General features: G+C 53.8%; 16 protein-coding genes. 7 read left to right on the top strand and 9 right to left on the bottom strand.

Annotated features, from left to right (window positions below):
• Positions 1-231: 231 nt before the first annotated feature.
• Positions 232-1,329: a sensor histidine kinase gene (locus LJ739_RS16620; protein WP_229162293.1), complete on the top strand. Its 1,098-nt coding sequence runs from the start codon at positions 232-234 to the stop codon at positions 1,327-1,329.
• Positions 1,322-2,074, top strand: coding sequence for a LytR/AlgR family response regulator transcription factor (locus LJ739_RS16615; RefSeq protein WP_229162292.1), 753 nt, complete (start codon positions 1,322-1,324; stop codon positions 2,072-2,074). Before LJ739_RS16620 ends, LJ739_RS16615 begins: the two co-directional genes overlap by 8 nt.
• A gap of 1 nt (position 2,075) precedes the next feature.
• On the opposite strand, the gene LJ739_RS16610 is transcribed toward LJ739_RS16615, so the two are convergent.
• On the bottom strand, positions 2,076-3,797 hold the full coding sequence (locus LJ739_RS16610; RefSeq protein ID WP_229162291.1) for a Na+/H+ antiporter NhaC family protein: 1,722 nt from the start codon (positions 3,795-3,797) through the stop codon (positions 2,076-2,078).
• An 80-nt stretch (positions 3,798-3,877) separates the two neighbouring features.
• Here LJ739_RS16610 and LJ739_RS16605 point away from each other — a divergent pair, with 80 nt between their 5' ends.
• Positions 3,878-4,357, top strand: a complete 480-nt coding sequence (locus LJ739_RS16605; RefSeq protein WP_229162290.1) for a GNAT family N-acetyltransferase — start codon at positions 3,878-3,880, stop codon at positions 4,355-4,357.
• 16 nt (positions 4,358-4,373) lie between these two features.
• On the opposite strand, the gene LJ739_RS16600 is transcribed toward LJ739_RS16605, so the two are convergent.
• From LJ739_RS16600 to LJ739_RS16585, 4 genes are all read right to left on the bottom strand, one after another.
• A complete protein-coding gene (locus LJ739_RS16600) occupies positions 4,374-6,020 on the bottom strand; it encodes an amidohydrolase (protein WP_229162289.1) in 1,647 nt (548 codons plus the stop codon).
• A gap of 75 nt (positions 6,021-6,095) precedes the next feature.
• Positions 6,096-7,628: a tryptophan halogenase family protein gene (locus LJ739_RS16595; protein WP_229162288.1), complete on the bottom strand. Its 1,533-nt coding sequence runs from the start codon at positions 7,626-7,628 to the stop codon at positions 6,096-6,098.
• 91 nt (positions 7,629-7,719) lie between these two features.
• Positions 7,720-8,070 carry a hypothetical protein gene (locus LJ739_RS16590; RefSeq protein WP_229162287.1) on the bottom strand — a complete coding sequence of 117 codons (351 nt, stop codon included), beginning with the start codon at positions 8,068-8,070 and terminating at the stop codon, positions 7,720-7,722.
• 124 nt (positions 8,071-8,194) lie between these two features.
• Positions 8,195-9,208 (bottom strand): serine/threonine dehydratase, encoded by a 1,014-nt coding sequence (locus LJ739_RS16585; RefSeq protein WP_229162285.1) that lies wholly within the window; start codon positions 9,206-9,208, stop codon positions 8,195-8,197.
• A gap of 111 nt (positions 9,209-9,319) precedes the next feature.
• Between LJ739_RS16585 and LJ739_RS16580 the strand changes: the two genes are divergently transcribed.
• A complete protein-coding gene (locus LJ739_RS16580; RefSeq protein WP_229162283.1) occupies positions 9,320-9,691 on the top strand; it encodes a PH domain-containing protein in 372 nt (123 codons plus the stop codon).
• Between the two features lie 46 nt (positions 9,692-9,737).
• On the opposite strand, the gene LJ739_RS16575 is transcribed toward LJ739_RS16580, so the two are convergent.
• Positions 9,738-11,945 carry a S9 family peptidase gene (locus LJ739_RS16575; RefSeq protein ID WP_229162484.1) on the bottom strand — a complete coding sequence of 736 codons (2,208 nt, stop codon included), beginning with the start codon at positions 11,943-11,945 and terminating at the stop codon, positions 9,738-9,740.
• A gap of 56 nt (positions 11,946-12,001) precedes the next feature.
• Here LJ739_RS16575 and LJ739_RS16570 point away from each other — a divergent pair, with 56 nt between their 5' ends.
• The 3 genes from LJ739_RS16570 (at position 12,002) to LJ739_RS16560 (ending at position 13,823) form a co-directional block, all read left to right on the top strand.
• Positions 12,002-12,637, top strand: coding sequence for an NAD-dependent epimerase/dehydratase family protein (locus LJ739_RS16570; RefSeq protein ID WP_229162281.1), 636 nt, complete (start codon positions 12,002-12,004; stop codon positions 12,635-12,637).
• Positions 12,634-13,368, top strand: coding sequence for a tRNA1(Val) (adenine(37)-N6)-methyltransferase (locus LJ739_RS16565; RefSeq protein WP_229162280.1), 735 nt, complete (start codon positions 12,634-12,636; stop codon positions 13,366-13,368). The genes LJ739_RS16570 and LJ739_RS16565 overlap by 4 nt, the downstream gene beginning before the upstream one ends.
• A 77-nt stretch (positions 13,369-13,445) precedes the next feature.
• A complete protein-coding gene (locus LJ739_RS16560; RefSeq protein ID WP_229162279.1) occupies positions 13,446-13,823 on the top strand; it encodes a hypothetical protein in 378 nt (125 codons plus the stop codon).
• A 93-nt stretch (positions 13,824-13,916) separates the two neighbouring features.
• Here the strand turns inward: LJ739_RS16560 and LJ739_RS16555 are convergent, their stop codons facing one another.
• The 3 genes from LJ739_RS16555 to fldB form a co-directional block, all read right to left on the bottom strand.
• The gene (locus LJ739_RS16555; RefSeq protein WP_229162278.1) at positions 13,917-14,327 is read right to left on the bottom strand and encodes an ExbD/TolR family protein; all 411 of its coding nucleotides are present in this window, start codon (positions 14,325-14,327) and stop codon (positions 13,917-13,919) included.
• A gap of 139 nt (positions 14,328-14,466) precedes the next feature.
• Positions 14,467-15,249, bottom strand: coding sequence for a CLCA_X family protein (locus tag LJ739_RS16550; protein WP_229162277.1), 783 nt, complete (start codon positions 15,247-15,249; stop codon positions 14,467-14,469).
• A gap of 3 nt (positions 15,250-15,252) precedes the next feature.
• Positions 15,253-15,786 carry a flavodoxin FldB gene (gene fldB, locus LJ739_RS16545; protein ID WP_229162276.1) on the bottom strand — a complete coding sequence of 178 codons (534 nt, stop codon included), beginning with the start codon at positions 15,784-15,786 and terminating at the stop codon, positions 15,253-15,255.
• Positions 15,787-15,954 lie beyond the last annotated feature (168 nt).

Genomic DNA, 15,954 nt, shown 5'->3' with positions numbered 1-15,954 from the left:
CAAATACACCGTCTGCATGAACGGTGGGACAAACTGCCGAATATCGACGTTTAACGGTCTGATCTGGTGCAGAAATAGACAGCCAAAACCGCTAAAATCCCCGCTTTTCAAGCCCCCGGACCGGGGCTGATTTGCCAAAACCCGTCTCAGTGCCTGATAATTGCGCCTTCAGGATGGGCGTTAATGCCATGAAGACATCAATGGATATGCTCATGAGTAAGTTGTACGTGAATGAAAAGGCTGATTGACTATTTCCCTTCCCGGCTGTTCTGCCTCTCCAATGTGCTGTTTTGGTTGGTGCTGAATACGATTGCCGCGGATCATACTCACCGCACCCGGTTGTTCTACGGCCGGCCGTCCAATTTTGTATCGACCTGGCTCGATTTTCTGCCCTGGTGGGGCAACTGGGCACTGGTGGCGCCATTCATCATTGCCGCGATCCGCGCGACCCCCTATCAAGAGGGCAAGTGGGCGCGGTTTATCGGTTTTCAGGCCCTGATCCTGGTGCTTTCCATGACAATTTATTGGGCGCTGACGGTATTTTTTGCGACCTGGTTGCACGGTAGCGGTGAATGGCACTGGTCGGTAGCCAGTGAGGTGTTCAATCACCTGATGGTCAGCCCGCTGCACATGGACCTTCTGGTGTACCTGGCGGTGGCCAGCTTTGGGTTAACCTTGCATTACTATCAACACAGCCGGGACCAGGCCCTCCAGAATCAGGTACTCAGCAATCAGTTGCTGAGTGTTGAGCTACAGGCGCTGAAGTCTCAGTTAAGCCCCCATTTTCTGTTCAACGCGCTGAACACCATTTCAGGCCTGGTGCGTATGAAAGAGACCGATGCGGCGGTCAAAGCGCTGAGCGAATTATCAAAAATGTTTCGTAAAGTGCTGGAGAACCAGAAGCAGCAACTGACCACGCTGGCTACCGAAATGGCCTTCATTGACAGCTATCTGTCAATCCAGCAGCTACGCTTTAGCAACAAACTGTCCATTCGCATCGCCCTGGATCCGGATACGCTGGAATGTGAACTCCCGTTTATGCTGCTGCATACCCTGGTGGAGAATGCTGTTCAGCACGGGTCCCAGTTGGAAAGTGATGAGAACATATTGTCGTTAAGGGGCAAGGTTGACCATGGCAAGCTTACTCTGGTGTTGTCCAATCGTGTATCTAAAACGGACAACCATGGCGGGTTCGGTATTGGCCTGGACAACTGTCGTCAGCGCCTGAAGCACTTGTACGGCGAGCAGTTTGTATTGTCCTGTCAGTCTGAAAACGAGGATACCTATATCACTACCCTGATCATCCCGGTAGGAGGCGATGATGCTTAAAGTTTTGGTTGCTGACGATGAACCGATTGCCCGTAACATTATCGTGATGTTGCTGGAGCAGGATGGTGAGGTAAGTGACATCCGCGAAGCACGCGACGGCAATGAAGCATTGCAACTGGCCAATGACTGGCAACCCGACATCATCTTTCTCGACATCCAGATGCCGGGGCAGACCGGCTTGCAATTGGCGGAGAAGCTACCACCAGACAGTGTGGTGGTGTTCGTTACGGCCTATGATGAGTTTGCCGTTAATGCGTTTGACCTGTGTGCGGTGGATTATCTGCTCAAGCCCTTTGAAGATGAACGGTTCCGTGTCGCTCTGAGTAAGGCCCGGGAGCAATTGAGCCATCGGACTCAGCACCATGAAAACTTACAGGTGTTGTTGCAATATGCCATGAGTGAACGGCGCCAGTCGTACAAGTCCCGGCTGGTGGTCAAGGAGCCGGGACGGATCCGCCTGATAGACGTCAGTAATATTAACTACATTGCCGGCGCCGGCAATTATGCAGAAGTGCACCTGCTCGATGATGGCATGATCCTGCATCGGGAGACCCTGAGCAGCCTTGAGCGGCAACTCGATCCAGACGTTTTTGTGCGGATTCATCGCTCCAGTATTGTACGCCGGGACAGTATCTGTGAGCTGCGCCCCAATATCAAAGGGGACTACGAAGTCATCCTCAAAAGCGGCGACAGCCTGACCCTTTCTCGTCGCAATAAAGATCGTTTGGCAGACATGCTACGTTGAGTCAGACCCAGACCAGTGCGCAGCCGGTCCACAGCACACTGGCCCCTACAGCAGCAAATGTTGCGGGTACCCACTGGGTTCGAACATGATCCATCAAATCACAACCGGTGGTCATGGCGCTGAGAATGGTGGTGTCGGATATCGGCGAACACTGATCGCCGTAGACACTGCCATTTAAAACCGCTGCGAAACACAGCATCATGAGTAGCTCAGGATTAGCCACCCCCTGGCTTTGCGCCACCGCCCATACCAGTGGCATGGCCAACGGAAATGCCACCGCATAGGTGCCCCAACTGGTGCCGGTTGAAAAGGCAATGACCATGGTCAGCCATTGCAGCAGCACAGGTAGACACCAAAACGGCAGTTTGTCGCCTAACAGTTGGACCAGGTAGTTACCGCCACCCAGCTCTTTGCTCAGTCCGCCGAGGGTGATGGCCAGCATCAGTACCACTGACGCGACAACCACACCTTTCCAGCCGTTGGCGAAGCCTTCCATCACCTGGCGCAATCCCATACCTTTGACCATGGCCATGATGGTTGCCAGCAACAGTGCGGCGCCAAACGCCCAGTGTATTTGTGGGCTGTCATTGAACATGAACGTGCCGATAGCGACGACGATCAGAGTGACCAGAGGCCAGACAAACTCACCCCAGTGTGATGCATAGTCTGCGGGAGGTGTCACGGCATGTAACTCTTTTGCACTCAACGGTTGGGCATCGGGACGATTGAGCCCTTCTCCCCGTCGGGCCCGCTGCATTGCCTGGCGCATTTCAGCACTGCAAAACCAGGGTTTGTCGAGACTGAGCAGGAAAGTACTCAGAATTGCCAGTACGGCATAAAAGCTCAGCGGTACACTGGCGAAGAAAAAGCTCAGGCGGTCAGCCTCGGTGGCCAGAAAGGTCACGCCCGGCACAAAGATCAACGCTTGCACATAGGCTGGCCAGGCATTGAAGGCAATCAGGATGGCAATTGGCGATGCGGTAGAATCGACCACGTAACTGAGCTCTTCATGACTGACATTGGCTTTGTCGGCCATTGGCTTCACGGTTGTGCCGACCAGTACGGTACTCATGGTGCCGCCCTGAAAAAAGATCAGGCCCAGCAACCAGGTCACCAGCTTGGCCGAACGCGGACCGCGGACTACCCGCCGTGTCATCAGTTCTGCAAAGGCCTGTGCTGCACCGGTTTTCCCCCATATCCCCATCAGGCCGCCGAGTAACCACAAATAGAGGATCAGAATGCCCGCGGCACTTTCGGTGGCCAGCGCGGGGATGAACACATCGCTGCTCAGGTCGAATCGTCCCAACAAGATGGCGGCACTGATGACCCCACCCAGCAGTGCCATCAGCGGCTCCCGGGTGACCAGGCATAACACAATCGCAAGGAAGGCCGGCAGCAACGAAGCCATGCCCTGATGACTGTAGGCTTGTAGGCGAACGGGCTTTTCTTCCCCTGCGATCAGCACCCATTGTTGTTCAACGTCCGGCGGCGTTGCAGCCTGACGCAGGTTGTCCGGATGCAGCGGCGATTGGGTATAGGGCTGGGCAGAGATCACCGTTGTTGTGTCTCCCTGGGTGTACGTCCATTGCCCCTGGGCATCTTGTGTGACCGGTACCCGTTGAACTTTGCTGTTCCACTGAGGCTGTGAGGTGAACTGTACGATCAGCGCAATCAGCAGTCCGGCAACCAACCACAGTAAACCCTGGTAGCGTTTAATGTCCATTGTACGGGTTGACTCCTTTTATGTGTCGATGCGTCGGTTATTGGTATACTACGGCGGCGGTTACCCTATCGGAGATGACATTGTCTTATCATCTGACGCCCCCCACCCGGTCTGACTATCAGACCCTGCAAGACTGGTTTGATACGCCACAAGCCTTACAGGCATGGGCGGGGCCCGATGTACGTCTGACCCCGTCATTGGACGATTTTATTCAACAGTTGCAGATGCCCGGTATTCGCAGTCATGCGCTGAAAAGCGCTGCAACCCCGCTGTTGGGTTTCGGACAGTGCTATTCGCGCCATGGATTGCACCACCTGGCCCGCCTGACCATTTCGCCTTTGCAGCGCGGCAAAGGCCTTGTGCACCACTTGATGGACGCGTTGATTGAGCAGGCATATCAACATCAACCGGCCAACGGCGTGTCGTTGTTTGTGCATCAGGACAATAGTGCAGCAATTCACAGTTACCGTCGCTACGGATTTGTCCCGGCCCCTTATCCCGGGGATTTACCGGACAACTATGGCGCAACCCTGTACATGGTGTTGTTGCGCCAGCAATAGGCTGTCCGCTGCGCCCTTATTGTGCAGAATAGACCTGTTTACCTGCCAGCCAGGTCTGTTCCACTTTCACTTGCCACAATTCCGATGCGGGGCGCTGGAAGATGTCTCGATCTATGACAATAAAATCGGCGTATTTCCCCGCCGTTAAGGTGCCCAATCGGTGTTCCTGATGGGCGGCATACGCTGCATCAAGGGTAAAGGCTTTAAACGCCTGTTGCAGGGTTACACCTTGTTCGGGTATCCAGCCATTGACTGGCTGATCATTGCGATCCTGTCGGGTGACGGCGGCGTGCAATCCGTAAAACGGATTGGCCAGTTCGACGGGAAAGTCAGAGCCAAATGCCAATGTCGCACCGGCATCCAGCAATCGCTGCCAGGCATAAGCGCCTTTCAATCGCTCTTTGCCGAGTCGATCCTCAGCCATATTCATGTCGCTGGTGGCGTGAGTAGGCTGGACGGAGGCTATCACTGACAGCTCGGCGAAACGGGGAATGTCAGTTAATGCGATCACCTGGGCATGTTCGATACGGTGGCGCAGGGCTTTGCCGCCAACGCGCTTGAAGGTGTCCTGATATTGATCCAGAGCATAGCGATTGGCTTTGTCACCAATGGCATGATAGTTGAGCTGATAGCCATAGCCGATAACGGTATCAAACAGGTCTTTCATGTCCTGTTCAGCGGTCAGCAACAAGCCCTGATTGTCTGCAGCGTCGCTGTAGGGAGCGAGTAACGCTGCCCCACGACTACCCAGTGCGCCATCTCCGTAGGCTTTGACACTGCGGATCGACAGCATGCCGTCATCACTGTAAACCGGACCTTTTTGCAGCAATGTCAGTAGGGTGGGTTCGGTGGCGGCAAGCATGGCGTAAACCCGCACCGGCATACGCTGTTGGGTGGCCTGTTGTTGATAAAAGTTGTACACGTTGGCCGGAATGCCCGCGTCGTGCATGCTGGTGATCCCGACCGACAACAGGTGCTCACCAGCCGCCTCAAGGCTGGCGGACAGGTAGTCATCGTCTGCTTTGGGCAATAAAGGCGTAACCAGGTTCATGGCATTGTCGATCAGGATCCCGGTCGGTTCGCCATCCGGGCCCTTTTCAATTTTTCCGCCCGGTGGTGACACGCTGTCTTTATTGATGCCTGCTGCCGTAAGAGCCTTGCTGTTCAGCCAGGCGGCGTGTCCATCCACCCGTTCCAGAAATACTGGTCTGTCACTGACGTATTCATCCAGTTGCGCGGCGGTGGGGAATTGCTTGCCTGGCCAGAGCACCTGGTTCCAGCCCCGTCCGACAATCCAACGCAGTTGGGGATGGCCCTGGGCATACGCCTGTACCTGTTGGGCGGCGCGCTCGGCACTGGTCTGGTCACGCACATCCACTTTTAGCAGGGTGTCGCCCAGACCGAGTAAGTGGCCATGGGCATCAATGAGTCCCGGCAGCATGGTTTTACCGGCCAAATCAATCGTCTGTGCCTCGGGCCAGTGTTGCATTGAATCGGGTTCGTAGGTGGCCAGAACGATGTCGTCCTCGATAACGATACTGGAAAAGGTCCGCAGCTCACCTTGAGGAGTGTAGGTATAGCCATTGACGTTCACGAATTGGATCGGTTTGGCCAATGCAGACAGGCTAACGAAAAAGCCAACCAAGAGCGTAATTATGCGCAAAACAATGCCTCCGGAAATAGGGTAGCAGTTACGTTGCCTTAAAAAGTCGTGGCGCGCAACCGTTCAACCGAGGTGCTAAGCTTGTGCCACTATCGCGTCAAGTAACGCCCTGTTGCTGGGTAGTCCTCCCAACAAACGTTGGGTTTGCTGCTGATTGCTGGCCACAATGTCAGCGATGCGAGACTGCTGGCGCTGCAGTATGTGGTCTCCTGCTGGCTGGGTGGTGAAGCCCATTCCATACAGCACATACTGATAGCTTGCGGAGGGAAATACCTCTTCGTTCTGAATGAAATCATGACGGTTGGGGGGTTGATAGGACCATAATGACAACAGTGTCTGCAGACGTTCAGGGATTGTGTCCGGATTTCGGTTCTGTTGCCAGTAGGGTTCAGTGCGTTGGCTCAACACGTAGTGCAGTTTGAGAAACTCAATGACGCGTTCCCAACGGTAGCGGAAACGCTGATTGAAGCGCTCGCGCACGATTTTCATGTGCTGATGATCCCGTGGCATGTCATCACCGAGCATGGTCGCTGATAATTCAACCATGGCCAGTGCAGACGCTTCCAATGGTTCAATGAAGCCTGAAGACATGCCGATGGCAACGCAGTTGTTGACCCACATTTGCTCCCGATAGCCCGGAGTAAAGGATAAATGGCGGAATGACACCTCGCTGTCTTCGGGCAATGCAAGGTAGTCTCTGAGGGTCGCTTCGGCGTTGGCTTGATCACAATGGTTGCTGCTGTAGGTGTAGCCGGTTCCCCGTCGGTGTTGTAAGCCGATATCCCATATCCAGCCTGCCGCCTGTGCGGTACTCAGGGTCGTAGACACAATGTCCTGATCAGGCTGTACATAGGGCACCTGGGCAGCCACCGCACGATCATTGAACAACACGGATTTTTGCGACAACCAAGGTACCCCGTAATGCTGGTCTATCAACAGACCTGTCATGCCGGAACAGTCGATGAACAGATCGCCAGACAACTCGCCATGTTGGGCGCAGTCCAGTGCCGCAATATCGCCATTGCTGTGACTGCGTACCCCGTTAACATGGTCCTGTAAATAATCGACGCCCAGGACTTTTGTGCAATGCGCTTCCAGCATCCGTGAAAACTGCCCCGCATCGAGGTGATAACCGTAGTTGGTCACGCCAGCATAGTCTGGCGTTGCCAGTTGCTTGGGCGCACATCCGGCTTCACTGACCGCTACCTGAGGACAAAGCCATTCAGCAAATGATTGTGTCGATTGCCGAGCCCATGCTGCGTGTAGATCCAGCTGTCCATACCCAAGCGGCGTGGTGAAAGGGTGATAATACCGATCATCATCAGCGCCATTACGCCAGCCAATGAACTGGGAGCCTTGTTTGAAACTGGCGTGACACTGGCGCAAAAAATCGCCTTCACGGATGCCAATCTGCTGCAGGGTGTTGCGCATAGACGGCCAGGTGCCTTCACCGACGCCGATGGTGGGTACATCCGGTGACTCTATCAGGGTAAACTTATAAGCCCCGTTGGTGCCGCTGCCAAATCGCGCTGCCAGCAAACCTGCGGTTAGCCATCCGGCACTGCCGCCACCGACGATAACCACATGAAAAGGGGATGAAGACGTCACCTGAACTCCTGACTCTGTTAGGAGATAGACTGTTAGGACTGGAGGTTACTGTACGTTATCAGACGCTGAAATGAAAACGTTTACAAACCTACTATTGCTGGCTGGCCATCTGGCGATGCCGTGGTTGGGAGCGTTGCGGCGACTGACAGGTCATTAACAAGTCAACCAAATCCACCATATGTTCATAACGTTGCAAAATGGTGCCATGACGGTTCAGCAATACCGCGCCGGTGTGCGGCGCATTGAGTACAAAGCGATCTCTCAGCAAGGCGCGCTCCCGCCCACTGAGGGGTTCGTGCAGTGGCGCGCTGTGCCAATGGTTCAAATCAATCAGGGTGATATCGAGTTGTTTGAGATGCCAATGCAGGGCATCTAGCTGACTGCTGAAACTCTGATAGGGTATGCCTTCGAGAGCATAAATAATGGTGCATTTTTTTGCCAATGCTGAAGGGCTTAAAAGCGCAAAAAACAGCAGGCAGGCGACGGCAAGTCTCGACCTGGCAGACAATTTTAAGAGCTTTTTGATGGCGTTCATACCCTAGTTATGTCAGGTTCCGATTATAATTTCAACAACTTCCGCTACTTATAAAGGGACCATCCGGTACCTTTTGTAAGTGGTCGACAGACCACACCTGTTGTGAGGTTTGCGGTGAGATATTGCCCCCTGAAATCAGCACCATGATGGTTTGTCCCCGTCCTTGCTGCTGCAGGTAGCGGGCGACTGCCTCAAGTGTCATGGCCGAGGTGGGTTCGATGTGCAGTTTTAGTAAGTGTTGCAACCACTGGGTCCAGTAAGCAATGGCAGTTTCTTCCACTTCATAGAAACCATCAACCTGTTGTAGCAATGGAAACGTCAATGGACCCACACTTGGGGTTGCGGCACCATCCGCCAGCGTATTCGCGGTCCCTTCCAGGCCGACGATGTGTCCCAGTTTCAGCGAACGGGCGGCATCGTTGGCGTTGGCAGGCTCGGCTCCCAACACCTTGGCTGTAGGGAAATGTTGGCGGGTTGTCAGCAGGGTTCCCGAAAGCAGGCCTCCGCCACCGCAGGGTGTGCAGATGGCATCAATATTTAGCCCGTTCAGTTGAGAAAATGCATCCAGTGCCAGGGTGCCCTGGCCGGCGATGACATCTTCGTGATTAAACGGTGGGATCCAGAACACACCGTCCTGTTCGGCTGCGCGCTGCACTGCTTCGTCAGCCTCCACCCGGGTGCTGAATTGACACAACTGTGCGCCATAATGACGGGTTGCCGCCGCTTTGACAGCAGACACCGTGTGGGTTGTGTAAATGGTTGCCGGAATGCCCTGGTTGTGGGCAGCCCAGGCAACCGCTTGGGCATGATTGCCGGAACTGTTGGCCACCACTTGACGGGGCTTTCCATGACGCTCTATGTAAGCCGACAACGCATTCAGCGCGCCGCGTACTTTGAATGCCCCGGTGGTTTGTAAGCATTCTGCTTTGAACAGGATGCGGCTACCTAACCATTGATTGAGTAAATGAGATTCTACAATCGGTGTTTGCTTAATGTGTTCTTGTACACGGATTTGAGCCCGTCGAATGTCGTCATAACCTGGCATGGTGCCTCCTCGCTGCGGTGGTCAACTTTGCCATGAAAAACATCCACGCTCCAGCCTCTTGTTTTTTGGCGGCACTCGCCTAAGCTACAAGCCAAAACGAGGAGAAAACTGATGGGACTATTGGATGGATTGCTCGGCCACGCGGCCGAAATTGACGTGAGTGAAGTGGCCGATGAACTGGCTCCGATGCTGGGTGAAAACGAGGCGATACAGCGGGTTTTTAAAGAAATTCGCGATATGTATGTGTTCACCAGTAAGCGGCTTATTCTGATTGATAAGCAGGGGCTCACCGGCAAAAAAGTGGATTATCACAGCATACCGTACAAAGCGATTGTGCAGTTCAAACTGGAAACCGCCGGGCATTTTGATTTAGATGCCGAGTTGAAGATTTGGGTGTCGGGTCAATCCGAGCCGATTGAGAAGGAATTGAAAAAGGACACGGTGGTCGGGATCCAGCAGACCCTGGCGACATTCCTGCCCTGAATCATGAGTGGCGCACATCCCGACGGGGTTGTGCGCCAGCCAGGGGTTAGTTGTCCAGGTGGCGGTCAAAAAACCGCGTGATCGTGTTGTACAGGTGAATACCCGTCTGTTTGCCACGAATGCTGTGTTTTTTACCGGGATAGTCCATCACTTCAAAGGGCTTGGCGATGTCCTGCAGGTGTTTATACAGTTTGGTACTGTGGGTAAACAGAACGTTATCATCAGCCATGCCGTGGTAAATCAGCAAGTCACCCTTCAGGCCATCAGCATAGGGGAACACCGATGAAGCCGTGTAGGCGTCATCCACCTGTTTCGGGTTGCCCATATAGCGTTCGGTGTAGTGGGTGTCATACAAGCGCCAATCAGTGACCGGTGCGCCAGCCACACCCGCGGCGAAGTAGTCACCGGCTTTAAACATGGTCATCAGGGCCATATAGCCACCGTAACTGTGGCCATAGATGCCAATGCGCTCTGGATCCACATAATCCAGGCCACGCAGGAATTTAACCCCTTCGACCTGGTCCCGTACTTCCACACTGCCCATCTTCTGGTAGATAGGTTCCTCAAATGCTTTGCCACGGTAGTTCGAGCCCCGGTTGTCCAGCGTGAACACCACGTAACCTTTATTGACCCAATGCTGCATCAAAAGGCCGCGGTTGCCGTACCACTTGTTGGTGACAATTTGCGCATGTGGGCCGCCGTAAACAAACACGATAACCGGGTGTTTGCCCTGCCGTTTTTGCGGTGTAAACAGACGGTAGTGCAACGTCGCGCCGTCGGCGGTTTGCAGGGTGCCAAAGCTGGGTTTTACCCATTGTTGTTGATAAGGGGCCAGCGGGTGATCATCGTCAACCACATTCTCTTCCAGCCAGGTGAGTTGTTCACCATTGGCCTTGTGCAGACTGACCTGGAAAGGTGTGTTAATGGTTGAGTATTTGTCGACGTAGACTGATGCGTCTTCACCAAAGGTAATGTCATGGTAGCCTTCACGCTGGCTGACCCGCGCAACGGCCTCACCATTGAGGGACACGCGGTAGAGGTGTTTTTCGATGGGGGTATCTTTGCGACCGGTAAAGAACACCTCTCCACTGTTTTCATTCACGGCCTCCAGATTATCCACCACCCATTGGCCTTGCGTCAGAGGACGGAGCATCTTGCCATTCAGATCATACAGGTAGAGGTGCTTGAAGCCGCTGCGCTCAGACGCCCAGATAAACTGGTCCTTCGAGGTCAGGAAATACAGGTCATCGTGCAGGTTTACCCAGGTGTTGCTGCTCTCTTTGATCAACACCTTCTGCTGTTTGGTCTGGGTGTTGTAGGCGCGTAATTCCAACTGTTGCTGATCGCGGCTCTGCCACTGATAGGTCAGTGTTGTGCTGTCGCGCATCCATTTGGCCCGTGCCAGATAGATGTCTTTGTCGATACCCAGGTCAATCCAGTCGGTGTGCTTACCGCTTACATCGCTGACCGCCAGGGCAATATCGACGTTCGGGGTGCCGGCCCTGGGATAACGCTGTTCGATCATCTCAATACTGTCAGCGTAAATCTCACTGCGGGTGATCACTTCAACCGGCGATTCGTCGACTCGGGTAAAGGCGACTTTTGATTCATCCGGTGACCACCAATAGCCGGTCATGCGGCCCATTTCCTCCTGAGCGACGAACTCGGCCATGCCGTATTTAATGAGGCCACCGCCGTCTTTGCTCAGCGCTGTTTCGGTGCCAGTGGCGATGTGTTTTACGTACAGATTTTGTGCCCGTACGTAGGAAATGTAATTGCCTTTGGGTGAAAAGCGGATATCGGTCTCAAACGCGTCGGTTTGCAACAGGGGGATGACCCGCTTGTCACTTAATTTGTAGTAGTAGGCATCGCCGGCCAGGGGGAACAGTAGCGCTGTACCATCATCAGACCAGTGGTATTCCATGATCCCACTGCCGTGTACACGCATGCGCTCTCGTCTGGCCTTTTCTTCGTCAGAAAGCTGCTCTTCACCCTGATGTAGATCATCTGAATTAACCAGCATACGGGTTTTGCCCGATGCAATGTCATACTCCCACAAGTCGTAGCGCTCATAGTCGGTGACTTTGCCGCGCAGGAAGGTCACGCGTTTGCCGTCGGGAGAAATCTTCAGGCTTTTGGGAGCCGCGCCCTCAAGTGCCGGTGATTGAAAAATGCGATCGATGCTTAGCGGTGTTTCGGCCGCCATGGCGCTGGTAGGGAGCAGGCATGCCATTAGGTAGAGGATTTTTTTCATCATTCTCAGTATGCTGTTGCCAAAAGACGCAACATTGTAAGAGTAATGGACCCAACATGACACCCCCTTTGCAGGCACTGGTCGCGGGAGCGACAGGATTGGTCGGACAGGCACTGGTAAAACAATTGAGCAACGACAGCCGCTACCGCCGTGTGCATTGCCTGGTACGCCGCGAAGGGGCGCTAAATGAACTTGCTGCCGGGAACACAAACGTCATACAGCATTGTACCGATTTCAAACACCTGGACAGGTTGCCGGTATGGGACAAACCCGTGCATGTGTATATTTGTCTGGGCACCACATTGAAAACAGCCGGTTCAGCATCCGCTTTTCGGGCCATTGATCACGATTTGGTGATTGCGGTGGCAAGGGAAGCTGTAACGCAGCAGGCCATCAGTGTAGTGTGGATTTCCTCGGTCGGAGCAAATGCTGGCAGCAGAAACCTTTACTTACGCACCAAAGGTGAGGTGGAAGATCAACTGGCCCGATTGTCGGGACAAACCCCCATACGGCATGTAAACCCTTCGTTGTTGTTAGGCGCGCGAGAAGATAGCAGGCCGGCTGAAGCCATTGGTCAGCTCGTCGCTCCCCTGATCGCGCCGCTGTGTGTCGGGCCGCTGGCTAAATGGCGGCCGGTTCGAGGTGAAGACGTTGCCGGTCAGATGATTGCTTTGCAGGAATTTCGCGCATGAGCAGCAAAGCAGGCTTTACGTTTAAGCAATTTGTCATTGCGCACGATCAGTGTGCAATGAAAGTGGGTACTGACAGTATTGTGTTAGGTAGCTGGTTGTCGCCTCAAGGTGCCGGGCGCATTCTTGATGTGGGTACGGGCAGTGGATTGCTCGCGATCATGCTGGCGCAACGCTGTAGCGCCGACACCCACATCACCGGGATTGATATAGACCCCGATGCAATACAACAGGCAACCCTGAACGGTCGCAACAGTCCGTGGCCACAACAACTGACGTTTGTGCTCCAGTCGGTACTCGATTTCGAAGACGAGCAGGGGTTTGATTTGCTGGTGTCCAACCCCCCGTACTTTAATGCCGGTCTTGGGGGCGCATCGAACCGTGCCACCCCACAGGCAAAAATGCGCTTTGCGGCGCGCCAGCAGCACACGCTAAGCCATGCAGAACTACTGATTGCTAGTGAGCGCCTACTTACCGAGAGTGGTTCTCTGGCACTGGTTCTCCCTACTGAAGAAAGCCATCATCTTGAAGCGCTGGCAGCTGCACGAGGCTGGTTTTGTGAGGATAGGCTGACGATTTTTCATGCCGCTGGCGGGGAGCCGCTACGTACCTGTCTACGCCTGTCTCGTGTGGCGAGTGAGGCCCGCTCACAGACCCTGGTTATCCGTGATGAAAACGGTGATTACACCCCAGCGTACCGCGACCTGTGTCGAGACTACTATCTGCATTTCTGATCGATGGCTCGCAGGATCAAATCTCACTGACTATAGTTAGACTAACAGCATGTTGGTTGCGCGCGTCTGGAGGGTGTATGCGAGAGCTCGATTTACCCGACAATCTACAACCCTTGGTGGAGCATCTGCAGATCGCTCATATCACCTGGCATGGTGTGGCATTTCAGCTGCCCCGATTTGCCATCTATTCGGTTATCCCTAACCCGGTATGCCAGCGTTATATGTTTCGCGACGGAAAACGCATAGGTTTGATGAAACTTAAACGCTATTGGGTACCGCTGGTGGATCCGCTGCAGGGAACGCTTGACGAGCAACCCGCGTATGCCGTGGTGGTCAGTCATTGCAAAGGCAACCGGTTCGGCCTGTATGCCTATCCTGCTGATTATGTGAATCAACAGGCGCGCTTGCGCGCCGATCATCCCCGGGTATCACAATTGGTCGCGCCGTTTGTGTGATGCCGATGACATTCTGCGGTTAAGCGACTGCAGGGGACAAACAAAAAAAGCCCCGGTCAGTGACCGGGGCTTTTCTGTAATCGCTTGATGATGTTACTGGTCTTGTACCAGTACCGACACTTTGTCGATGCCTGCTTCTTTGACCTGGTCCATCACTTCCACCACAACACCGTGCTTGGTTTTGGGGTGAGCCAGAATACCCGCTGAATCGGAAGGGTTTTCTGCTAAAAACGTCTGAACGTTTGCCACTACGCGACGAATATCCACTTCGCGGTTGTTCATCACAATCCGACCGGTTTCATCAATGCGGATAGCCAACGATTTTTTGTTGGTCTGAGGCGGTGGCGTGTTGTTCGGTTCAGGGCGATTCACTTCCATGCCCTTTTCCTTCACGAAAGACGTAGTAACAATGAAGAATATCAGCATGATGAACACGATATCCAACATCGGCGTCATGTCGATTTGGGCTTCGTCATCTGCCGAGCCGTGCTTCTTTTTTCTCATATTACAAACCAGCCTTAATTTTTCTTAGTCGCCTAGTATAGAAGCAGTTGCCCCCCGGAGTAAATGCGTTGCGGTTTTTTATTCACAAAAACCTGCACTGATGAACAAAAAATCAACAATTATGACCAGTGGTCAGTCCTCATCCGTCCAGCGCATCGCCCAGCGCCACAAAATAGCGATGAAATGCCTGGGTTAGGCGGGCCAGGTGCTGGCCTTTAGGGTATATGCCGATGTTTGCTTCCGTACTTTGTTTGGTGCCCTGGACCAGAAAGGCGTTTTTACGTGGGTTATCCTGGACGACAGCCTCAAACGCACGGGCGGCCATTTCCTGCGGCTGGGCATAGTAAAATGCGCCCAATACCTTGTCCGCTTTGGCGCTGTTCATGACGTAAGGTGTGGGTTGTTCCCCATCATCGGCCACGAACAAGTATTGAAAGCATTGTTGTAGCCGCTGATTGAGCGGGTGTGGTACCAGAACCTTGTCTTGTAAAAAGGCCTGGGAGGCAAACAGATCAGCGCTGCAATCGGCATACATGCGGGTACAGATATAGTGGTCAAAGGCATGAAACCATTCGTGCGCCAGGGCGCCACCTCCGGCATTCTTGGCCATTGCCAGCATGCGCTGGCCAGGTGCATAGTGGGCCGCACTGTATTTCTGGCCGCCGGTACCAAAGGCCAGCGCGAGAGTGCCGTTGAGCGAAATCACCTGTTCCGGCACCTGAAGGATATCCATCAGGTCGCACAAGGCATCAAAAAACAGATTCGCAGCGAGTTGCTGCTCCTGAGCCGTTACCCAGCGACCAATCTGTATACTGCGAAACGAGAACAACTTGCGCACGTCAGCAAAACTGACATCTGCGCCGTCTCTGTGCGGTGGACCGTTACGGTAGTATGGGCGATGCAGGCGGGAAAGCTGATCCACGGTTCAGAGTTCATCCACCAATTGGTGACACCATTGGGCGATGCGCTGATCGGTAAGGTCATATTGGTTTTCATCGTCCAGCGACAATCCGACGAAATGTTGCTGGTCGGCGGTCAGTGCTTTGGAGGCGGAAAATTCGTAGCCCTGATTGGGCCAGGCGCCAATGATCCGACAGCCCGCAGGCAGGATCAGGTCGTGCAACATACCCAACGCATCCTGAAACCATTCCGCGTAGCCCATTTGATCGCCCAGGCCATACAGCGCAATGGTCTTGCCGTTCAGGTCGAGGGTTGCCACATCGTCCCAGTGAGATTCCCAGTCTTCCTGCAGTTCGCCAAAGTCCCAGGTTGAGATGCCGAAAATCAGCACGTCGTAGTGGGTTGTGTCGGACAACGGGGTATCCTTGATGTTGTGCAGGTGCACCACATCCTCTTCAAAAAGGGCATCCAGTGACGCTTTGATTTTCTCTGCTGCCATCTCTGTGTAGCAGGTGGTGGAGCCGTAAAACAGTCCGATACGAAAGTTGCCGTGTGTCATGCCGAGCCTGTGTTAATTTGAATGGCGTTATTATGGGGGTTTGTGCGTCCGGGTTCTACCCGCAGCACGGGTTTTATTCATCGTTGTATATGACCAACATTGCGATGATAGATGGGACAGTTGCGTGTTTGATGACTAGTCTGTTGTCAGATCATGGGCGTGGGAGAG

The organism is Fluctibacter halophilus (assembly GCF_020687825.1).
GTDB classification, from domain to species: domain Bacteria; phylum Pseudomonadota; class Gammaproteobacteria; order Enterobacterales; family Alteromonadaceae; genus Fluctibacter; species Fluctibacter halophilus.
Note: the sequence above shows the minus strand (reverse complement) of the source record. Positions and strands in the feature narration are given on the sequence as shown.